The organism is Amycolatopsis sp. NPDC028719 (genome assembly GCF_055565395.1).
This window is the reverse complement of sequence record NZ_JBVHUL010000010.1, coordinates 310,317-331,777: the sequence shown is the minus strand read 5'-3', so window position 1 is coordinate 331,777 and position 21,461 is coordinate 310,317. Positions and strand designations below refer to the sequence as shown.

At 70.9% G+C, this 21,461-nt stretch carries 17 protein-coding genes; 6 read left to right on the top strand and 11 right to left on the bottom strand.

The features are described from left to right. Window positions 1-3: 3 nt before the first annotated feature. From ACZ4TR_RS38130 to ACZ4TR_RS38105, 6 genes are all read left to right on the top strand, one after another. A complete protein-coding gene (locus ACZ4TR_RS38130) occupies window positions 4-948 on the top strand; it encodes a glycosyltransferase family 2 protein (protein ID WP_465293020.1) in 945 nt (314 codons plus the stop codon). Then, window positions 945-2,129 (top strand): polysaccharide pyruvyl transferase family protein, encoded by a 1,185-nt coding sequence (locus ACZ4TR_RS38125; protein WP_465293019.1) that lies wholly within the window; start codon window positions 945-947, stop codon window positions 2,127-2,129. Before ACZ4TR_RS38130 ends, ACZ4TR_RS38125 begins: the two co-directional genes overlap by 4 nt. Further along, window positions 2,126-2,674: a dTDP-4-dehydrorhamnose 3,5-epimerase family protein gene (locus ACZ4TR_RS38120; RefSeq protein ID WP_465293017.1), complete on the top strand. Its 549-nt coding sequence runs from the start codon at window positions 2,126-2,128 to the stop codon at window positions 2,672-2,674. Before ACZ4TR_RS38125 ends, ACZ4TR_RS38120 begins: the two co-directional genes overlap by 4 nt. Window positions 2,675-2,679: 5 nt before the next feature. Beyond that, window positions 2,680-3,996: a glutamate-1-semialdehyde 2,1-aminomutase gene (locus ACZ4TR_RS38115; protein WP_465293015.1), complete on the top strand. Its 1,317-nt coding sequence runs from the start codon at window positions 2,680-2,682 to the stop codon at window positions 3,994-3,996. A 150-nt stretch (window positions 3,997-4,146) separates the two neighbouring features. Next, window positions 4,147-5,628, top strand: a complete 1,482-nt coding sequence (locus tag ACZ4TR_RS38110) for a right-handed parallel beta-helix repeat-containing protein (protein ID WP_465293013.1) — start codon at window positions 4,147-4,149, stop codon at window positions 5,626-5,628. Window positions 5,629-5,795: 167 nt separating this feature from the next. Beyond that, window positions 5,796-6,410 carry an HAD family hydrolase gene (locus ACZ4TR_RS38105; RefSeq protein ID WP_465293012.1) on the top strand — a complete coding sequence of 205 codons (615 nt, stop codon included), beginning with the start codon at window positions 5,796-5,798 and terminating at the stop codon, window positions 6,408-6,410. Here ACZ4TR_RS38105 and ACZ4TR_RS38100 read toward each other — a convergent pair. From ACZ4TR_RS38100 to ACZ4TR_RS38050, 11 genes are all read right to left on the bottom strand, one after another. Next, window positions 6,397-7,011, bottom strand: coding sequence for a maleylpyruvate isomerase family mycothiol-dependent enzyme (locus ACZ4TR_RS38100; RefSeq protein ID WP_465293010.1), 615 nt, complete (start codon window positions 7,009-7,011; stop codon window positions 6,397-6,399). The two genes, ACZ4TR_RS38105 and ACZ4TR_RS38100, sit on opposite strands and share 14 nt — an antisense overlap. Before the next feature lie 259 nt (window positions 7,012-7,270). Then, the gene (locus ACZ4TR_RS38095; RefSeq protein WP_465293008.1) at window positions 7,271-7,918 is read right to left on the bottom strand and encodes a phosphatase PAP2 family protein; all 648 of its coding nucleotides are present in this window, start codon (window positions 7,916-7,918) and stop codon (window positions 7,271-7,273) included. Next, entirely contained in the window at window positions 7,915-9,090 is a 1,176-nt protein-coding gene (locus tag ACZ4TR_RS38090; protein ID WP_465293006.1) for a glycosyltransferase family 4 protein, read from the bottom strand. Before ACZ4TR_RS38090 ends, ACZ4TR_RS38095 begins: the two co-directional genes overlap by 4 nt. Beyond that, on the bottom strand, window positions 9,087-10,340 hold the full coding sequence (locus tag ACZ4TR_RS38085; protein WP_465293004.1) for an O-antigen ligase domain-containing protein: 1,254 nt from the start codon (window positions 10,338-10,340) through the stop codon (window positions 9,087-9,089). The genes ACZ4TR_RS38090 and ACZ4TR_RS38085 overlap by 4 nt, the downstream gene beginning before the upstream one ends. A 1-nt stretch (window position 10,341) precedes the next feature. Beyond that, the gene (locus ACZ4TR_RS38080) at window positions 10,342-11,865 is read right to left on the bottom strand and encodes a right-handed parallel beta-helix repeat-containing protein (RefSeq protein WP_465293002.1); all 1,524 of its coding nucleotides are present in this window, start codon (window positions 11,863-11,865) and stop codon (window positions 10,342-10,344) included. Window positions 11,866-11,874: 9 nt separating this feature from the next. Continuing rightward, window positions 11,875-13,824, bottom strand: a complete 1,950-nt coding sequence (locus ACZ4TR_RS38075) for a heparinase II/III family protein (RefSeq protein ID WP_465293001.1) — start codon at window positions 13,822-13,824, stop codon at window positions 11,875-11,877. Then, entirely contained in the window at window positions 13,821-14,081 is a 261-nt protein-coding gene (locus tag ACZ4TR_RS38070) for a hypothetical protein (protein WP_465292999.1), read from the bottom strand. Before ACZ4TR_RS38070 ends, ACZ4TR_RS38075 begins: the two co-directional genes overlap by 4 nt. A 52-nt stretch (window positions 14,082-14,133) precedes the next feature. Further along, window positions 14,134-16,311, bottom strand: a complete 2,178-nt coding sequence (locus ACZ4TR_RS38065) for a bi-domain-containing oxidoreductase (protein WP_465292997.1) — start codon at window positions 16,309-16,311, stop codon at window positions 14,134-14,136. After that, window positions 16,308-18,218 carry an asparagine synthase (glutamine-hydrolyzing) gene (gene asnB, locus ACZ4TR_RS38060; protein ID WP_465292995.1) on the bottom strand — a complete coding sequence of 637 codons (1,911 nt, stop codon included), beginning with the start codon at window positions 18,216-18,218 and terminating at the stop codon, window positions 16,308-16,310. The genes ACZ4TR_RS38065 and asnB overlap by 4 nt, the downstream gene beginning before the upstream one ends. Before the next feature lie 34 nt (window positions 18,219-18,252). Next, the gene (locus tag ACZ4TR_RS38055; RefSeq protein WP_465292993.1) at window positions 18,253-20,007 is read right to left on the bottom strand and encodes a Wzz/FepE/Etk N-terminal domain-containing protein; all 1,755 of its coding nucleotides are present in this window, start codon (window positions 20,005-20,007) and stop codon (window positions 18,253-18,255) included. Further along, a complete protein-coding gene (locus ACZ4TR_RS38050) occupies window positions 20,004-21,362 on the bottom strand; it encodes a YveK family protein (protein ID WP_465292991.1) in 1,359 nt (452 codons plus the stop codon). The genes ACZ4TR_RS38055 and ACZ4TR_RS38050 overlap by 4 nt, the downstream gene beginning before the upstream one ends. Window positions 21,363-21,461: the final 99 nt, after the last annotated feature.

Below are 21,461 nucleotides of genomic sequence, written 5' to 3'. Positions count from 1 at the left end.
TCCATGACCACCGTCCCGCGGCTGAGCCTCGGCCTCCCGGTGTACAACGGCGAGGAGTACCTCGCCGAGTCGCTGGACGCCCTGCTCGGCCAGACCTACGAAGACTTCGAGCTGATCATCTCGGACAACGCCTCCACGGACGGCACCGACGAGATCTGCCGCCGCTACGCCGAGAAGGACTCCCGGATCCGCTACGTCCGGCAGCCGAAGAACATCGGTGCGACCCCGAACCACAACTACGTGTTCGACGTGTCCCGCACCGAGCTCTTCAAGTGGGTCTCCCACGACGACCTCTACGCCCGCGACCTGCTCAAGCGGTGCGTCGAGGCCCTCGACGAGCGCCCGGACGTCATCCTCGCCCACTGCGACCAGGCGATCATCGACGGCGACGGCCGTATCGTCCAGCCGCTCGAGTACACGCTGAACACCGCCTCCCCGCACGCCCCGGACCGCTTCCGCAGCATCCTGTTCGAGCCCGGCGGCGACGACTTCTACGGCGTCATCCGCGCCGACGTCCTCCGCCGCGTCAAGCCGCTCGACAGCTACCACCACGCCGACCGGACCTACTCCGCCGAGATGGCCCTGCACGGCGCGTTCCACCAGGTGCCCGAGCTGCTCTACTTCCGCCGCGACCACCCGGGCCGCGCGGAGCGGGCCAACCCGACCATCCGGAGCCGGTGCGCGAACCTGGACCCGCGGCGCGCGAACCGGCTCCGGAACCCCACCGTCCGCCTGCTCGGCGAGTACGTCTTCGGGTTCGCGGACCTGATCCGCCGCGCGCCGATCTCGGCCGCCGACAAGCGCGAGTGCTTCGGGCACCTCGGCGCCTGGCTGACCAACCGGGCTCGCTCCGGCCACGGCGAGCGCGTCGAGGACCGCGCGCCGACCGCCTCCGACGTCACCACGGTCAACGAGATCGTGGCCGGCCGGGAAGGCAGGCTCGCGTGAAGCGTGCCCCGCGCGTCGGCGTGTTCGGCCTGCTCGGCTCGGGGAACCTCGGCAACGACGGTTCCCTCGAAGCCGTGCTCGGCTACCTGCGCGCCGAACACCCTGACGCCGTCCTGACCGGCTTGGTGGGCGGCCCGGACGTGGTCCGCGAGCGGTACGGCGTCGACACGACGCCCCTGCACTGGAACCAGGCCGAGTACGAAACGGCGTCCGGCCTGCGCTCGATCGTCCTCAAGGGACTCGGCAAGCTGGTGGACGTCGGCCGCACGGCCGCCTGGGTCCGCAAGCAGGACGTCGTCATCGTGCCCGGCATGGGCGTGCTCGAAGCGACGCTTCCCCTGCGTCCGTGGGGTTTCCCGTATTCGCTCTTCCTCCTTTCCGCCGCCGGGCGGCTCTTCGGCACGAAGGTCGCGCTGGTCAGCGTCGGCGCCGACGAGATCAGCGCACGGGCCACGCGGACGCTCGTCCGCTGGTCCGGCCGGCTCGCCGCGTACCGCTCCTACCGCGACGACATCTCCCGCGACGCCCTGCGCGCCATGGGCGTCGACACCAGCCGTGACGAGGTCTACCCCGACCTCGCGTTCTCCCTCCCCGCTCCGGCCGCCGGCGGCGAGCCGGGAACCGTCGGCGTCGGCGTGATGGCCTACTACGGCGGCAACGACGACCGCGCCGAAGGCGACCGGATCTACCGCCACTACGTGGACACGATGAACCGGTTCGTCGCGTGGCTCGTGGACCAGGGCAGGCCGGTCCGGCTGTTCATCGGTGACCGGATCGACCGGCAGGTCGTCGACGAGATCGTCGAGAAGACCGCTTCCCCGCTGGTGACGGCGGCTTCGGCGGAGACCCTGGGCGAGCTGATGCACGAGATGGCGGCGGTGGACAGCGTGGTGGCCACGCGCTACCACAACGTGCTCTGCGCTCTGAAGGTCGCGAAACCGACCGTCGCGATCGGATACGCGCCGAAGAACGAGGTGCTCATGGCGGAGATGGGCCTCGGCGGCTTCACCCAGCGGGCGAAGACCGTCGAATTCGACCGGCTCGTCGAGCAGTTCACCGAACTCGAAAACCGTTCGCCGGAACTGCGCCAGATCCTGGCGGAACGGAACGAGAACAACGCCCAGCGACTCAAAGACCAGTTCGCCGCCCTTTCGGCGGCCCTCTTCGGGGGTGCGCGATGAAGGCCATTCCGGTGCCCGAGATCGAGGGCGTGTACCTGTTCGAACCGACCCCCCACGCCGACGAGCGCGGCTTCTTCAGCCGGACGTTCGACCGCGAGGTCGTCGCGTCCGTGGGGATCGACCCGGACGGCTTCGCCCAGGACAGCCTTTCCCGTTCCCGCAAGGGAGTCGTCCGCGGCATGCACCTGCGTGGCGGAGCCGGCGAGGCGAAACTGGTGCGCTGCTCGCACGGCGCGATCTTCGACGTCGTCGTGGACCTCCGACCGGATTCGCCCACATTCCGCAATGTCAAAACGTTCGAACTTTCCGGTGATACGCAGGTTTCCGTGTACATCCCGGCGGGCTGCGCGCACGGATTCCAGTCACTCACCGATATCTCGGACGTTTCGTACCGTATCGATCGGCCCCACGACCCGGCCGAAGACATCACAATTTCGTACAAAGACCCAGAATTGGACATTTCGTGGCCACTGTCGGTCACAATGGTCAGTGACCGGGATGAGCGCGCGCCGTCTCTCGGAGAGGCGTTGAAACCAACGAGGTGACCCACATGGGAACGAACTTGCCCCGCTCCACGGAGGCGAACGAGCGGCTGCACCGGGTCATCCCGGGAGGTGCGCACACTTACGCCAAGGGCTCGGACCAGTATCCCGAAGGGATGGCTCCGGTCATCTCGCACGGCCTCGGCGGCCACGTCTGGGACGTCGACGGCAACGAGTACATCGAATACGGCGCCGGGCTGAGGGCCGTCAGCCTCGGCCACGCCCACCCGCGGATCCTGGACGCGGTCCGCGGCGAGCTCGGCAAGGGCAGCAACTTCATCCGCCCGTCGATCATCGAAGCCGAGGCGGCCGAGCGGTTCCTGGAGAACGTGCCGACGGCCGACATGGTGAAGTTCACCAAGAACGGCTCGGACGCCACCACCGCCGCGGTCCGGTTGGCCCGCGCCGCCACCGGCCGCCGGCTGGTCGCCAAGTGCGCCGACCACGCCTTCTTCTCGACCGACGACTGGTTCATCGGCAGCACGGCGATGAACGCGGGGATCCCGGACGAGACGACCGAAGCGGTCGTGTCCTTTCCGTACGGCGACCTGCAGGCCACGGAGGAGCTGCTGCAGCGCCACGAGGGCGAAATCGCGTGCATGATCCTGGAGCCGGCGGCCGCGGTCGGCCCGCCGCCGGGGTACCTGCAGGGCCTGCGGGAGCTCGCCACGCGCCACGGCGTGGTGCTGATCTTCGACGAGATGATCACCGGGTTCCGCTGGTCCGCCCACGGCGCCCAGGGCCTCTACGGTGTCACCCCGGACCTCTCGACGTTCGGCAAAGCGCTCGGCAACGGCTTCGCCGTCTCCGCGCTGGCCGGCAAGCGGGAGCTGATGGAGATCGGCGGGCTGCACACCGACCGGGAACGGGTGTTCCTGCTCTCGACCACCCACGGCGCCGAGACGCACTCCCTCGCCGCCGCGATCGCGGTGATGGACGTCTACCGCGACGAAGACGTCATCGCGCGGCTGCACGCCCTCGGTGACCGGCTCGCCGCCGGTGTCCGCGAAGTGGCGGCCGGGATCGGCGTCGGGGACCACGTGGTCGTCCGCGGACGTTCCAGCAACCTGGTCTTCGGCACCCTGGACGAGCAGCTCGAGCCGTCCCAGCCGTACCGCACGCTGTTCCTGCGCGAGCTGGTGAGCGGCGGGGTGCTCGGGCCGTCCTTCGTGGTCAGCGCCGCGCTCACCGAGGCGGACATCGACAAGACCATCGACGTGGTCGCCCAGGCCTGCACGGTGTACCGGAAGGCCCTCGACGCGAACGACCCCACGCCGTGGATGGGCGGCCGCCCGGTGCAGCCGGTGTTCCGCAAGTTCGCCTGACCCGGGATCGACGCCGGCCGGCCGGGGAGTTCGCTCCGGCCGGCTTTCGCCGTCTTCCCGCCCCACCGACGAGCCGGATTCACCCTCTGGGTCCGATGAGGACACTTGAGGGTGACTGTCTTCCGGCCCGTTCGTGCGTAACTTCCGTCCATGGGCAGATCTCGTGCGGTTCTCGTCGCTGCTTGCTCGCTCCTCATCGCCGTGGCCTGCCCGGCGATCGCGCGGGGCACCGACGGGCCCGGACCGGTGTGCGACCACCAGCCCGCGGAGCACGAAGAGGCGCCTCCCGGGGCCGTCCCCGTCGATCCGGGCGTCGACGGTGACCTCTCGGCCAAGACGGCGGCGAACCCGCCCGGCACGACGTTCTGGCTCCGCCCCGGCACCCACACGCTCGGCACCGACCGGTTCGGCCAGGTCGCCCCGAAGGACGGCGACGTGTACCTCGGGGCGCCGGGCGCGGTCGTCGACGGCCGCGGCGTCAACCAGGCGGCCTTCACCCAGCGGGCCCGCGACGTCGAGCTCCACGGGCTCACGATCCGCGGGTTCGCCGCGCTCCAGGACCAGGGCGTGGTGAACCACGACTCCGGTGACGGCTGGCTCATCGAGAACACGACCATCGAGGACAACGCCGGCGCGGGGCTGATGGCCGGGGCGCGCCAGGTCGTCCGGCACAGTTGCCTGCGCGACAACGGCCAGTACGGCCTCAACGCCTACCAGGCCGGCGACGGCATCACCGGGCTCGTGCTGGAGGGCAACGAGATCACCGGCAACAACACCGGTGACTGGGAAGCCAAGGTGCCGGGCTGCGGGTGCAGCGGCGGCGCCAAGTTCTGGGCCGTGAACGGCGCCGACATCAGCGGCAACTGGGTCCACGGCAACCACGGCGCCGGTCTGTGGGCGGACACGGGCAACAACGACTTCCTCGTCGAGGGGAACCTGTTCGAGGCCAACGACGCCGAGGCACTGTTCTACGAGACCAGCTACAACCTCGTGCTGCGCGGCAACACGTTCCGCGGCAACACGCTGGTGCAGGGCCGCGCGTTCGCGGCGCGCGGCGACAACTTCCCGGCCGCGACGGTGTACCTGTCGGAGTCGGGCGGCGAGCCGCGCGTGCCGGCGCGGACGTCGGCCGTCGACATCAGCGGGAACACGTTCGAGGACAACTGGGCCGGGATCACGTTGTGGGAGAACGCCGACCGCTTCTGCAGCAGCCCGGCGAACACGTCTTCGGGTTACTGCACCAAGGTGGCTGCGCAGTCTTCGTGCGTGGCGGGAAAGATCGAGAAACCACCGGCGTACGACGACTGCCGCTGGAAGACCCAGCGAGTGGAGGTTCACGGGAACACCTTCCGGTTCGACCCTGGACGGGTGGGCTGCACGAGCCTCTGCGGGCGGATGGCGCTGCTGTCGAACTACGGGACCTTCCCGGACTGGTCTCCCTACAAGGGAACCGTCGTGGAAGAGGCGATCACCTTCCAGCAGGGCAACCGCTGGCACGACAACTCCTACGCCGGGCCGTGGACCTTCGTCGTGCATGACACCTCCAGGACGGTCGACGCTGCGGGCTGGCGGGCGTTGCCCTACTCGCAGGACGAGTGCTCTTCGTTCGACGGCGGGACCGCCGGCTGCTGATCGGGAGCTTGCCGAGGGGGTCCGACACTTTTCGCCACAACCTCGGTCCTTGACCCCTCTTTTGCTTGCTACCAAAGGAAAAAATCGCGAACGGAGAATTCCGGACAGCCCGCACTTCACCCATTTCAGCGATGGCGTTCGCACGGGTGTTCGGTACCGTCGAAGACATGTCCGCCATCCCCGCACCCCTCGACCGCGACGCGATCGACGTCGTCCTGTTCGACGCGATGGGCGTCCTCTACTCCTCCGCCGACGACGTCGGCGACTTGCTCGTGCCCTACCTCCGCAGCCACGGCAGCGTGCCGCACCGGGAGGAAATCGCCCAGCTGTACCAGGAATGCAGCCTCGGCAAGATGTCCTCCGCCGACTTCTGGGCGAACGCCGGCGCGTCCGGCGCATCGGACGAGGAGTACTGCCGGAACCACCGCCTGACCGAAGGCGTGGTCACGGTCCTCGCCGAACTCGACGCGACCGGAGTGCGGCTCGGCTGCCTGAGCAACGACGTCAGCGAGTGGTCGAAGCTCTTGCGTGAGCGGTTCGGCCTCGGCGAGTACCTGACCGACTGGTTCGTCAGCGGCGACACCGGAGTACGCAAACCCGCCCCCGAAGCGTTCACCGGCGCGTGCCGCCGCCTCGACGTGGCGCCGAACCGGATCCTGCTCATCGACGACCGCGCGGAGAACGTCTCGGCCGCACGCGCCGCCGGCCTGCAAGCGCTGCGGTACGGCACCGCCCCACTGTCCACAATGGAAGAATTGCGGAAGGAGCTCAGACCGTGGTGAAGCGCGCGCTCGGCTCGCCCCGAAGACGTCCCACCGGCAGGCGCCGGTTGCAGAGCACCAGCAGCAGGTCCTGGGCCAGGCCGGTGACCGGGGTCCCGCTGCCGTACGACCAATCGAGATCGTCGGCACGCAGGCAAACGCCGGTGAGATCGGTGCCGAAGTACTTCACCTGCTTCGGCTTGACTCCGGCGAGCACTACTTCCAGCCGGTCCAGCGGCACGCGACGATCCAGCCCGAGGGCGGTCGTGATGTCGAGGCCGTGGATCACATCGTGGCTCAGAGCACCCTCCGGCCCGCCACCGGGTGGCTGCCACGGGTGGCCGGCGTTGTCCCGCAGCGAGGCGACGAGAACGTCCCGCGAAAGCTCGGCGGCCTCCTGGCGAGCCACGCGATCGGCCATCCGGTTGAAGCGCCCCGCGGACTTCACCATCTCGCGCACGAACCGCCCGGCCGAGAACCGGAAGGGCATGGTCATGTGGGCGATAACCTCCGCAACCCGCCACCCGGCGCACAAGGTCGCGGAGCCCCACTCGGCCGGCGTCAGAGCACCGAGCACGGCGGCCAGCTCCCGCCGCTCGGCGGCGATCATGTCTTGGATCATCGGTCTCTCCTTCGCGGGTAGGTCACCCCACCGACGAACGAGAGCGGCCCAGGCCGACAGTCGGATTCCGCATCGGAGCCCGCTCAATCCGCCCGCCACCCCGCGGCCAGGCTGAGCCAGGCTCCGCGGGCCGCGCATGGAACATGCCAATCACCAAGGCGGCAGGTCGGGGATCCCTTCACCGGCTGCGGGCCGTGCTTCACCCGCAGCTCGGCGGACCACGCTCAGCCGCAACAGAAGCCGACGTTGGCCTCGGGCGTCACAGCCGTTCGGCTGCGCGGTCCACCACCCACGCCGTCGCCGGGACCGCCGCCAACGCGGCACAGAACCCACCCACCGCATCCGTCGGGTAGTGCGCTCCCAACGCCACCTCGGCCCAGCCCATCGCCACCCCGGCGACCAACGCCAGCCCCAGCACCAAGACCACCCCCGGCGCCCGGCCCAACCCCAGCCGATCCGCCACCAGCAGCGCGATCACCACCGCCAGCGCCGTGGCCAACGCCGTGTGCCCGCTCGGATACGAAAGGAACTCGCCATGAATCGTGCGTCCGATGATCGGCTTCAGCGACGTCGTCACCGCCACCGTGACCGCCACGCCGAGCACCGTCAGCACCGCCGCCCGGATGCGGTGGGCCAGGAAGCACACCAGCGCGAGCAGCGCGACCAGGATCGCGGCCCCCACCGGCTCGCCGCCGAAGTCGATGACCAGGGCCACGTATCGCCACGGCGGCCGGACGCCGTCGATCGACGGGAGGACCGCCGCGTCGATGCCCGTCAACCCCGAGTCGTGGAAGTGGAGGATGCCGAGCGCGACCAGCACCGCCGTCGCGAGGGCAGCCGTCATGGCCAAGGGGGCGCGCAACGCGGCCGGTACGGCCGCGGGCGCCTCACGGACCAGCTGCCTCACCCGTGCGCCTCGATGGCCGCCTCGTACCCGGCGATCAACCGGTCCAAGCCGACCGCCGGGGTGAAGTCCTTCTCGTACCGGACCCGGGCCGCGTCGCCCATCTCGCGGTTGCGGTCGCCGGCCACCTTCCTCAGCTGGTCTGCCAGCGAGGCCGGGTCGTTCGGGGCGTGCAGGAGACCGGTGACGCCGTCGTCCACCAGTTCCGGGAACGCGCCGTGGGATGCCGCCACCGTCGGGACGCCCGCGGCCATCGCCTCGACGACCACCAGACCGAACGCCTCCAGCCACGTCGACGGCGCCACCACCGCCACCGCGTCGGCCGTCAGGGCACGGCACTCCGCCTTGTTCCGCAGACCCACGTACGACACGTCCGCGCGGCCGGCCGCCCAGGTCGCGACCTCGTCCTGCATCGGGCCCGTACCGGCGATGACCAGCGGCACGCCCAGGGCTCCGCCGAGGCGGTCCCAAGCCCGCATCAGCAGGCCCACCCCCTTCTCCTCGGTGACGCGGCCGAGGAACAGCACGTGCTTGCCGTCGCCGGTGCGGCGGACGCCGGGGTCGGTGACGAAGTTGTGCTTCACCGCCATCCGCTCGCCGGGCATCCCGGCCGACACCAGGAGGTCACGTTGGGCCGCCGAAATGCAGAAGAACCGGGCGATGCCCGTCCACCACCGGCGCCGGTTCGCGGCCGTGCTCGCCGCCATCGGCAGCGTCGCCACGCGCGAACCGCGGTAGCAGCCGTGCTTCACCGCCGGCAGCGGTGCGCCGCCGACGCACTCGGTGCAGATGCGGCCGTCGCGGTGGAGTGTGCCGGGTGGGCAGACCATCCCGTAGTTGTGCAGCGTCGCGACCGCGGGCACCCCCGCGTCCGCGCAGGCCGCGACCACCGACGGCGACAGCAGCGGAAACGTGTTGTGGATGTGCACGACGTCCGGGCGGGACGCGCGCAGCCGGGCGGCGAGCTCCTTCCGCACCGCCGGGTTCCACGGCACCGTCAACGGAACCGCGGCCTTGCGGGGCAGCGACATCGACCCGATGTCGTCGCTGCGGCGTTCGAACAGCGACACCTGGTGCCCGCCCTCGGCGAGCAGCGTCACTTCGGCGTCGACGACGTTGTTCTCGCCGCTCGGCTGCTCGGACCGGTACCGGTTGTGCACCACGAGCACCTTCACGCGACTGACCCCTTCGCCGGAATGAATGCTTGTTCGTCGGACTGCGGCACCCCGCGGACCAGCAGCGACGCGGCCAGGGCCAGGTGCAGCAGGTACGGCGACGCGTCGCCGAGGCCGGCTTCGGTGTAGGAGGCCGAAAGGCAGTAGGTGATCAGGAAGATCGCGCACGCGCGAGCCAGGGACGGCGGCCGCAGCACGGCCACCACGACCAACGTGAGGAGGAACCCCGCCACCAGCGCGATCCCGACGAAGCCCTGCTCGTGGTAGATCGCGAGCCAGCTGTTGTCGATCGGCAGGCCGTCGTAGGACTTGTCCGTCAGCCCGACCCCGAAGATGTACTCCGACGTCGTCCGCGGGGCCTCCAGCAGCGCGTCCCACACCTTCGCGCGGCCGGTCAGGCTGGAGAAGTTGTCCGCGCTCTGCCCGCGGAGGAACCACGCCTGCAGCGCGCCCGCCAGCACGACGCCGGCAACCCCGCCCACGCCGACCGTCCAGGCGAACACCTTCCGCGCGCGGGCGCTGGTCAGCAGCATCGACAGGAAGGCCACGGCCAGCCCGGCGACCAGGCCGAGCGTCGCCGTGCGGGTGTGCGTGAGGAGCAGCAGCCCCAGCGCCGGCACCACGATGTACAGCGCGCCGCGCCACGTCGTCCGGCGCCCGAACCAGAGCAGGAGCGTGAGCCCGGAAATGACCGCCGCGTACTGGCCGATCTGCGGCGGGGTCAGCGGCCAGATCGCGCCCGAGAGCCGGCCGCCGTACTCCTCCGGCATCGCGTTGCCGGGCGAGACCACGAGGCCGACCGCCACCGACGCGAGCACGAGGGCGTACGTGCGGATGTGGGCGCGGACGAACGTGAACCCGCCGTCCCACCAGCGGGTCAGCAACCAGAGCGTGGAGACGAACACCGTGAGCCGGAAGCACCGGAACAGCGCGCCGGCGCCCTCCTGCAGGTCGGCGCTGGACAGGATGCTCGACACCAGCAGCAGAGTCAGCAGCAGCAGGTACGCGCTCGGCCGGATCCGCAGGTGCTTGTTCAGCACCAGCGCGATCACGAACGCCGTCATCAGCGCGCCCATGGTGACCAGCTGGCTGACCGAGCGCGGCAGCGGGATGACCGTCTTCGCACCGGTCGAGCCGAGCGTGTTGACGATCAGCAGGGCCCACGCCAGGGCCGCCCACTTCGGTGTCGCCGACGCGGGTTCGATCGCGGCGTCGCCGCGGATGCCCGCGATGCCGGTGTGCGCCGCCATGTCAGCCCCCGCCCTGTGCGGTGTACGTGCTGCCGGTGTCCTGCGAGTACGGCGAGCCTTCCCACTCGCCGACCTCGAGGATGCGGTCGGTCGTGTACGCGATGAAGGTCCACGGGCCGGCGTAGCTGTTGTCGTGCCAGCGGTTGTCCTGCTTGTACGTGATCGCTTCCTGGACGACGTCGCCCTTGTACGGCGACCAGTCGGGGTAGGTGCCGAAGTTGGAGAGCAGCCCCATCCGGCCGCACGACGCCTGGCAGCCGACGACGGCCGGGTCCAGGACGAACTTGTTGTCGTGGATGTCGACGTGCTGGGTCTTCCAGCGGCAGTCGCTCAGCAGCGGCCCGCTCGTGATGGCCGGGTCCGCGCACGTCTTGACGTCCGGCACCAGCCGGGTGCAGTCGCCGGAGCTGGTGTTGGCCGGGCTGTTGCAGTAGCGGTCGGCGTTCTCCCACAGCGTGATCCCGGACCAGTTGTTCTCCAGGTAGTTGCGGGAGATCTCGATCTTCGCCGTCCGCGCCTTGACCCGCGGCTCGCCGCCGGACTCGGAGATGTAGATCGCCGGGGTCGGGAAGTTGTCGCCCTTGTCGGCGTACCTGCGGCCGTCGACCCAGTTGTTCTTGCGGATCGTGTTGTCGCGGATGACCGCGTTGTAGCTGATCTCGTAGATCAGCGCGGCGCTGTCGTTGTTCTCGATGAGGTTGCCCTCGATGAGGAAGTCGTTGTTGTTAGTGTCGGCCCACAGCCCGGTGCCGTGGTTGTCGTGCACCCAGTTGCCGCGCACGTCGGCGCCGTTGACGTCCCAGAACTTGACGCCGCCGGTGCAGCCGCAGCCGTCGACCTTCGCTTCCCAGTCGCCGGTGTTGTTGCCGGCGATCTCGTTGCCCTCGACGACCAGCGCGGTGATCGGGGTGGTGCCGGAGAAGGCGTTCATCCCGTACTGGCCGTTGCGGCGCAGGCAGTTGCCGCGCACCTGCTGGCGCGCGCCCGCCATCAGGCCGGCGCCGTCGTTGTCCTGGATGGTCGAGTGCTCGATCACCCAGCCGTCGCCGGAGTCGTGGTTGACCACGCCTTCGTCGCGGGGCGCGGCGAAGCCCTGGACGGTCAGGTAGGTCAGCTTGACGTTCGTCCCGTGGCCGGTGAACGCGTACTGGTTGATCTTCCGGCCGTCGACGACCGCGCCGGGGGCACCGATGTAGACGTCGCCGTCCTTGGGCGTGACCTGGTCGTACTTGTCGTCCCCGAGGATGTGCTTGCCCGGCTTGAGCCAGAACGTCGTGCCGGGGCCGGCCGCGCGCGTCTTCGCGGCGAGGTCGCCCGGCACCGCCGGGTCGACGGCGACCGCGCCCGCCGGTGCGCTCACCGGGCCGGCCGGCTCCTTGTCGCAGACCGCCGCGACCGACCCGCTGGGAGCGGGGGTCGCCTGCGCCGGACCGGTGGAGTCCGGGCCGCTCGAGCACGCCGCGACCGTGAGGAGGACACCGAGCAGCGGAGCGGCACGGCGGAGTCGGGAACGGCGGGCTGTCACGGGCGGGTCCTAACTGAAGCGGAGCAGGGTGGCGAGGTGTTGTCCGGGGGTGCCGGAGCCGACGAGGGTGGTCGAAGGTTCCTTGCGGCCGAAGCCCGCGGAGTACCAGCCGAGGGGTGGGTCGAGCTCACCGCGATGGGCCGCCCACGACAGCTCGGGCGGCAGTTCCATGACGGCGGTGTGCACCGGGGCCACGGAGCCGGCGGCGGTGCCCGGCCAGCGCAGGTGGGCGACGTTCCCCTCGAGCCGGACGGTGACCGCCGGGCCCAGGTGGAACGTCAGGCGCGCGGGCGGGCGGGTGTCGCCGAGCACTTCGTCGACGATCTTCAGCACGTCGCCGTCGAGATCGACCGTGCGACGGTGGACCGCGGGTGCGTAGCCGTCGTGAGCCGCCGTCCAGCGGGACGGGCCCTCGTCGGGGGTGCGCACGTCGAGCACCTTCGTGACCGCGTGCCGCGTCCACAAGAACGGCCCGCCGGACACCGACTGGTCGGTCCCGGCGAGTTCGAGGGTGTTGTGGCCGAGCGTCGACCGGAAGTACGACCGCCACCGCGGCTCGCCGTGGTAGCAGAAGGTGCCCGGGTCGGCCAGGACGTCGACGCCGTCGTGGCGGACCTCCACCGACAGCGCGTCGGCGTGGGCGTGCGCGGCGATCGACAGGAAGCCGTGGGGGCCGCCGTCGCAGCGGGCCCAGATCCGGCCCGACCGCAGGATCGTCATGCCCGCGTCCCGCAGGTGCGCGGGACGGCGGGCGGCGCGGACGCTCGAAGCACGAGGAGTCCGGGACGCCAACGAAGCCAGCAGCGGCGTGCGGACGTCTTCGCCCGGGATCGGCGGCCACCAGCCGAGGCGGCCGAACAGCGCCTCGCCGGTCGCCAGCAGCGACGCCCAGCGGTCCGTCTCGAGACCGTCGACGATCAGGCCGAAGCCGTCGTCGGCGTCGCCCTGCCGCGGCGGCCGGAGCCGGTTGTCCACAATGGACGCCAGGGCGTCGGTCATCCGGAGCAGGACGTTCCACGTCGAGTCGGGCACCGGCGTGCCCGCCGCGTCGGCTTCCACCGCCGCCGCGAGCCCGAGTTCCAGGACCAGGCCGTGGTACTCGGACGCCAGTTCGGCGTTCAGCCCCGAAGCGAAGGTGTTGCGGCCCAGCTGGACGTCCAGCGAGCGCATCGCCTCGGTCCGCCAGCGCGGCGACTCCGGGAACCAGCCGAACGCGCACGCCGCGGCCAGTAGCCCGGCGTCCTCGGCGATGACGTGGTTGTTCGCCGACGAGCCGTGGCTGCGCAGCGTCGAAAGCCAGTTCTGGTGGTGCCACAGCTGCAGCTGGAAGTCCGGGTTGTCTTCGAACAGCTCTCCGGCGCCGGCCCAGCCGTCGAGCAGGCGGCGCGTCCAGACCCACGACAGCAGCCGGATGCCCAGCTCGATGCCGCTCACCCAGTGCGGCCCCCGCAGCGGCGGGTTCTCGGCCCACCACGAGCGCAGGTGGGCGGCCACGCGCGCGGCGTAGCCCGAATCACCGGTCAGGGCGTACGCCGCGGCCAGCACGGTGAGGTGCTGGTGGCGCGACGGTTCCCAGATCTGCTTGATGTCGCCGACCGTGTCCTCCGACCGGTACGGCACGTCGAAGGCGTACACGTCCGAAGGCGCGCGGCGGCCGGTCTTCGGGTCGACGAACCAGTCCGGCGACTCCAGGTCGGCGCGGACCACGCCGAAGTACTCGGCGCGGCCGGCCATCAGCTCGTCGGCGGTGGCCAGCAGCCGCTTGACGGCGTCGCCGGGCACCTTGCCCAGTACGCCTTCCGGCAGCGCGGCGGTGAACCGCGGGTGCGCCGGCCAGTCGGGCGGCGTGGGCAGCACCGTTCGCCACTGCCGCTGGACGACGGCATGCCGGGCACGGCCGACGACCTCGGCCGGCCCCATCCGGGACAGCCGGCGCAGGTACCAGCCGGGACCCATCATGTTCCGGCACCTGCCTTCCGCGGCAGCTCCGGCCAGAACGGCGCCACGCCCGTCATGCCCATGCCCATGCCCTTCCGCGGCAGCTGCGACCAGAACGGCGCCACGCCCGTTATGCCAGTGCCGCTGCCCTTCCGCGGCAGCTCCGGCCAGAACGGCACCGCGCCGGGGCGCCCGCCTGCGCCGGCAGCCCGATCCGGGCCGGTGCCACACTCGTCGCGCCGGGTCGGCTCGAGCCGGATCCGTACCGCGCTCGTCATGCCGGGCCACCCGCCTTCGACGGCAGCTCGAGTCCGTCCCGCGCCACGCACGTCACGCCTGGACACCCGCCTTGCTCGGCAGCTCGATGCGGACCGGCGCCGCGTTCGAGACGCTTGCCTGTGCCGCGAGCGTGGCCAACGTCGTCGCGGCCAGCGAAGTGACCGGGATCGGCATCGGGCCGCCCGTTCGCACCGCCGTCAGGAACGCGTCGACCTCGGCGGCCTGGCCCTTGTCGCGGCCCTTCGGGATCCGGGAGCTGGCCCACTTCTTGCGCGAGTACACCGATGCGCGCACGAAGTCGTCGAACTTCAGGACCTTGCCGTCGGCCGTGAGGTCGAGGGTCTCCTTCGGGAAGCCGGACGAGCCGGTCTCCGCGTAGGTGATGACGGCCGTCGAGCCGTCCGGGTAGCCGAGAGTCACCTGGAGGTCGCCGGTGGCGTACACCGACACCGGGTCGGCGTCGAGCAGCCAGCTCACCGTGTCGATGAAGTGGCCGCCCTCGCCGGCGAAGCGGGAGCCCTCGGTGGCGGTCTGGTTGTACCAGCTGCCGTGGTCGAGGCGGCCCGCGTTGACCAGGTACCGGACCGTCGCCGGGCCGACGCGCGGGCCGAACTGGCCGCGGGCCTCGTGCAGCAGCGGCGCGAACCGGCGGTTGAAGCCGACCTGCAGGCGGTCGTTGCCGGACTCCTCGATCGCGTCGAGGACCTTCTGCAGCTCGGCGGCGGACAACGCCAGCGGCTTCTCGACGAACACCGACTTGCCCGCCAGCAGCGCCTGGCGGGTCAGCTCGGCGTGCGAGCTGTGCCGCGTCACGACGAAGACGGCGTCGATGGACGAGTCGCCGAGGACGTTGTCGATGTCCGTCGACGCCGAAGCGAACCCGAACTTGCGCTTCGCGTTGGCGCCCGAAAGGGCCGACGTCGTCGCCACGTGCTCGAGCTGCACATCCGCACGCTCGGTGAGGTGCGGCAGCAGCATCGACGACGCGTAGTTGCCGGCGCCGATGAAGCCCAGCCGCACGGGCTGCCCGGCCGGCAGCGGGGCGGCCTTGTGCTCGACCAGCCCGACCCGGGCCGAGGTGACCACGGGCTCCGTACGAGCGACCGCGTCCGGGTAGCGGAACAGCACCGCCACCGCCTTGAGCGACCCCTCGTTCAGCGCCTGGTACGTCGAAACCGCGTCGGAGAAGTCCGAGACGTGCGTGATCAGCGGCTCGACGTCGAGGCGGTCGCGCGCGATCAGGTCGAGCACGCACTCGAGGTTGCGGCGCTCGGTCCAGCGGACCTGGCCGATCGGGTAGTCGCGGCCTTCGAGCTCGTACGACGGGTCGTAGCGGCCCGGGCCGTACGAGCGGGAGAACCGGACGTCCAGTTCCTTCTCGTAGTAGGCGTTCCACGGCAGGTCGAGCTTGCACTTGCCGATGTCGATGACCCGGCCGCGGTCGCGCGACAGCTTCGCGGCCAGCTCGACCGGGTCGTTCGTGTTGCCGCCGGCGGCGAGGTAGGTCTGGTCGACGCCCGCGCCGTGGGTCAGCTCGTCCACGGCGGTGTCGACGATGCCGGACGCCGGGTGCGCGCAGGTCAGCGCGCCGAGGCTCTCGGCGAGCTTGCAGCGTTCCGGGTCGGGGTCGACGCCGACGACGCGCACGCCGGACGACGTCAGCAGCTGCACCACGAGCTGCCCGATCAGGCCGAGCCCGATGACCAGGGCGACGTCGCCGATCTGCGGCTCGCCGCGGCGGACGCCCTGCATGGCGATCGACCCGACGGTGCCGAAAGCCGCGTGCCGGGGGTCGACGCCGGCCGGGACGCGCGAGTAGAGGTTCTTGGGGACCCAGTTCAGCTCGGAGTGCAGCGCGTGCTCGTTGCCCGCGCAGGCGACGAGGTCGCCGACCGCGACGTCGGTGATGCCGTCGCCGACCTGCTCGACGATGCCGCACAGCGAGTAGCCGAGCGGGGTGTAGGAGTCCAGTTTGGACGTCACCTTGCGGTAGGTCGCCGAGAGGCCGTTGGTGGCGACGCTCTGCATGACCTTCGCGACCTGGTCGGGCCGGGCCTTCGCCTTGCCCACCAGGGACAGGCTCGCTTCGGACACCTTCATCATCTCGGTGCCGGTAGAGATCAGCGAGTAAACCGTCCGCACCAGCACGCCGCCGGGCTTGCAGGCGGGCTCGGGGACCTCGAGGAGCGCCAGTTCCCCGCTCTTGTAGTTCTGGACTACCTGCTTCACTTCGCTCCCGCTCCAGACATCGCGTTCCGGTACCAATACTCAAGAGTCAAGACGTGCCAGAGGTGCTTGCCGCGGTCCTCCTGGCCGGCGGCGTCCTCGGCGACCATGCGCTGCAGCGCCTCACGCTGCAGGAAGCCGGATTCGACGAGCACGCCTTCGTTGACGACTTCGCGCACGAGCGGCGCCAGGTCGCGGCTCATCCACGCCCGCAGCGGCGCGCTGAACAGGCCCTTCGGCCGGTGCACGATCTCGCTGGGCAGGATGTTCAGCGCCGCGTTCTTCAGCGCGACCTTGCCCGCGCGGCCGACGATCTTCTTGCTGCCCGGGATCTTGAAGGCGGCGCGCACGACCTCGACGTCGACGAACGGCGTCCGCACCTCGGTGGACGCCGCCATCGTCGAACGGTCGGTGTAGGTCAGGTTCAGGCCGGGCAGGAACATCCGCGAGTCGGCCAGGCACATGCGGTTGACGAAGTCGTCGAGCGCCTGGTCGTTGTACGTGTCCGCGTGCTCGGTCAGGACGTCTTCGACCTCGGGCGCGAAGTCCGGGTTCACCAGCGAAAGCAGCTCGGCCTGGTCGTACATCGTGTAGCTGCGCCGGAACGCCGTCTCCTCGGGCAGGCCCGCGAACGACAGGAACCGCTTGGCGAACCGCACCGACCGGTACCCGCGCTTGGCCGACGCCACCGGCAGTCGGTCCACAATGGACTCGACCGGACGCCGGACCGCGCCGGGCACCTTGTGGTAGCGCAGCGCGATGAGGTTCGCGAGGTGCTTGCGGTAGCCGGCGAACAGCTCGTCGGCCCCCATCCCGGACAGCATCACCTTGACGCCCGCCTCGCGGGCGGCCGAGCAGATCAGGAAGGAGTTGATCGCCGCCGGGTCGCCGATCGGCTCGTCGAGGTGGTGGATCATCTTCGGCAGCAGGTCGAGCACCTGCGGCGCGATCTCGATCTCGTGCAGGTCGACGCCGAACTTCTGCGCCACGATCCGGGCGTACTTGAGGTCGTCCGGCATCGCCTCGAACTTCGCGTCCTCGGCGCGGAACCCGATGGTGTAGGCGGAGATGCCGGGCTGCGAGCGCGCGGCCAGCGCCGTCAGGTAGCTGGAGTCCAGCCCACCCGAGAGGAACGTCGCGACCGGGACGTCGGAGAGCAGGTGCTTGGCGGTCGACTCCGAGATCACCTCGTGCAGGTCTACTTCGCCGTCGAAGGCCGCGCCCTCCTCGGCGACCTCCCGCAGCGACCAGAACCGGCCTCGGTCGAGCTGGCCGTCCGGGCGGCAGCGCAGCCACGTACCCGGCTGCAGCTTCTCCGCGCCCTGGTAGGCGCAGCGGCTGTCCGGCACCCAGTAGTAGAGCAGCGACGCGATGAGCGCGGCGTTGTCGACCTGCAGCGACCCGCCCAGCTCACCGGCCAGTGCCTTCAGCTCGGAGGCGAAGGCGACCCCGCCGGCCCGCGGCACGAAGAACAGCGGCTTGATGCCGAGCTGGTCGCGGACCAGGAACAGCTCGCCGGTGCCTTCTTCGAAGATCGCGAAGGCGAACATCCCGCGCAGCTTCGGCAGGCAGTCCGTGCCCCAGCGCCGCCACGCCTGCAGCAGCACCTCGGTGTCGGACGTCCCGCGGAACCGGACGCCGGCCGCGGAAAGCTCGGCCCGCAGCTCCGGGGCGTTGTACAGCTCGCCGTTGTAGCTCAGCGCCAGACCGTCGAGGACCATCGGCTGAGCGCCGGTCTCGGACAGGTCGATGATCGACAGTCGCCGGTGCCCCAGGTGGACCGAGCCCGCACCGACGGCGTGGTCGTAGCGGCCGGAGCCGTCCGGTCCGCGGTGGGCCAGGGTCTTGGTCAGCCGGTCGGTGAGCGGCCCGCCGTCCGGCCAGAGGTAGGTGCCTGCGATGCCGCACATCTCGAGTAAGTCCCCTTCGGTAACCGCGCGGAGGTCAGGAGACCTCCGCGCTCTTCTCTGGCTCGAGCTCGGCGTTCAGTTCGCCTTTGTGCGCCGGTTCGCCGTGGTCGCGCTTGAACGGCGTCGGCCGCTTCGGCGGCTTGACCGGGGCGAACTTCTTGGTCGGCGCGTCCAGGTGGTCCGGGACGCTGACCTTGCCGGGTTCCGGCAGCGGTGCGGGGGGCTTGGCCAGTGGGGGCGGGACGACCGGCCGCACCGGCGCGATCCGCCGCGTCGGCGGCTCCGCGACCGCGACGCGCTCGGCGATGCGAGCGGCCAGTTCGTCGATGTGGTCCTCGTTTTCGACCACCGAGACGCGGTGGACCGCGGGCGCCTTGGCGCGGCCGCGCAACGCTGTGTGCAGGCCGTCCCACAGCGTGCCGTCGGTCTTGTCGCGCGGGTCCGGGTCGACCAGCACCACGCCGACGATCGGGATCTGCTGGTCGGCGAGCTGGCGCGCCACGGTGTGCAGCCACAGCGTGTTCGCGTGCCCGGCCTTGACGACCAGCACGGTCTCCTGGCCGAGGTGCTCCAGGTCGGTCCACGCCGTGCCCGGGGAGACCGAGCCGACGCCGATCCGGCGCTCCCCCGGCTTGGCGGCGGGCGCGGCGGCCGAGATCACGGTCACGTCGTGGGCTTCGCCGGCCAGCGTACTGACAGCGGCGCCCGGCAGATCGTCGATGACGCTCACCTCGCCGTCCGCCCCCAGCTCACGGGCGATGTCGACGGCCAGTGCCGCCGCGACCTGCGGTGCGCCGAGCTCCAGCAGCGAGACCTCGCGACGGTCCTTCTTGATCGCGCGGACCAGTGTCGTGGCGACGCGCTTGCGCTCGGTGACCGCCCGCGAACGGGACCAGAGCCGCGCCGGGCCCCGGCGCTTCGACGCGAGCTGGGCGATGACGGACGCGCCGAGATGCGTGGAGATCTCGCGACGCAGCACCGGCCGGTCGCGCGAGACCGCGCCGACGGCGGCGAACGCGAGGCCCAGCACCAAGCCGAGCGCGAACCCGATGCCGGCGTTGGTCGCGGTGGTCTTGAGGAACGCCTTCGGCAGCGCGCGGGGCGTGTCGACGATCTGGGTGCCCGCGGCGACCTGCGGGCTGCCGATGCCGGCCTGCTGGGCGCGGGAGTCGAAGTCGGAGACCTGCGACGCGAGCGCCGCGCGGCGGCCGTAGAGGCCTTCGAGGGTGCTGGCGTTGGCGTTGCGGCCCTTGCCGGTCTCGTCGGCGATCTGCTCGTCGACCTTGGCCAGCTCGTCCTGGGCGTTCTTCCGCTGGTCGAGGATGGCCTTGGACTGCGCGGCCGCCGCAGCCTGGCTGCGCTCGACGTGGTCGGCGATGAAGGTGTCGGCCAGCGCCTGCGCCTGCGCCACGGCCTCGTCGGCGGTCTTCGCCTTGACGGTGATCTGCATGACGTTGTTCGTCACGGGCAGCCCCGAGTAGTTCTTCATGAACTCTTCGGGCGACTCGGTGCTGTTGAGCTTCTTCAGCGCGCCTTCGGCGATCCGGGTCGTCGACAGCACGGCGACGTCGGTGCGCATCAGCGTGCCGCTGTCGGTCGGCGAGTCGTCCTGGTGGACCACGATCACCTTGGTGACCGCGGTCGGCGGCGCGGGCAGCACGATCGCCACCAGCGCGCCGGCGATCAGCCCGAGCAGCCCGGTGGCCAGCCAGAGCCGCTTGCGGCGGCGGATCGCGACGAAGAGCCGCTGGAGGTCGAGCAGCGGGGCGGTTTCCGTGGGTGTGCTCACGCCGAACCTGCCAGGGCTTTCTCGGGGGCGTCTTCCGCCACGGGTTCGGCTTCCGGCCCGGACGGCCGGACGGGATGGGTGAGGACGGCGCCGACGATCTCCTGGCTTGCGTCGGCGCAGGCCTCGGCGAGCCGGACGAGCTCCCACGCGGTGCGGGAGCCGGCGCTGAGCACCACCAGGACACCGGCGTCGGGGCCGGCGTCCGGCACCGTCGGCCGGCCGGGCGCGAACTCGAAGATCCGCAGCGGCAAGGACAGCCGGTCGGCCAGCTCGGCGAGCTGCCCGGCGGCCAGCTTGCCGGTTTCGTCGTCGTCGGCCACCAGCAGCAGGACGTCGGCGGGGCCGGTGGCCAGCCGGGCCAGCACGCGGCGGTAGCGGATGTCGCGGTTGACCGCGTCGGCCGAGGTGGCGAAGGGCGGCAGCACCCACGGCCGGTCGCCGCCGAGCAGCCGCCGCAGCTTGCCGTAGAGGCCGGTCGCCGGGAGGCGGTCGCCCTGCGGCGTCGTGACGTCGACGCCGGCCAGGATCGGCGAGCCGAGCGCCGAGGCGATCTCCGGTTCGCCCCGCAGCCGCCGGTCGGCGCGCGCGGCGAACAGGTGGCCGAACACGCCGATGAGGAAGAAGAGGACCGCGCCCCCGGCGGCGAGCTGCAGCAGCGTCGGAGCGGCCGGCCCGGTCGGGCGCTCGGACGACCCCAGCACCACGGTGTTGCCGACGCCGGTCGCGAGGTCGGCCTGGTTCAGGTCGTTGATGGCCTGCTCCAGCGACGACCGCAGGCCTTCGAGCTGGGTGCGGACCTGGACGCTCTCCACGGTCAGGTCACCGCCGACCGTCTTGGCGATGTCGCTGATCTTCTCCGTGGTCAGCTTGACCTGCGTGCGCAGCGTCTCGCGCTGCTCCTGGGCCAGCTGCACCGACGCGTCCGCGGAGTTGCTGGCCAGCTGCCCGGAGTACTTGACGAACTGCTGCGCGACCTGGTCGGCGAGCTGCTGGGCGTGCTCGGCGGTGTCGGCCGAGACGGTGATCGTCACGACGTTGCCGTTCGTCACCGACGTCGTGACCTGCTTCTTCAGGTCCGCGCCGCTCGGGCGCCAGGCCAGCACGGCCGCGGCGCGGTCGAGGACGACCGAGCTGGTCGCGACCTCGGCCTGGGTGAGCAGCTCGTCCGCCTGACGCGGTCCTTGGAGCAGCACGCTCGACGAGGTCTGGTAGCCGGGCGAGAACAGCGCCGACGCGCCGGCACCGACCGCCGCACCCAGCACGGCGAGAGCGACCAGCAGCCGCCAGCGCCTTCTGAGGACCTGCCCGATCAGGGCCAGGCGCACCGTGTCGTCAGTCAACGGCGGTATCTCCATTCCTGAGACGGGTACGCCGAACAGAGTCAGTCGATCGGCCGGTTATCCGATCCGTCGTCGAGCCGGGAGCTTTGGTTACACGTCCGGTGAGTTCTTGAC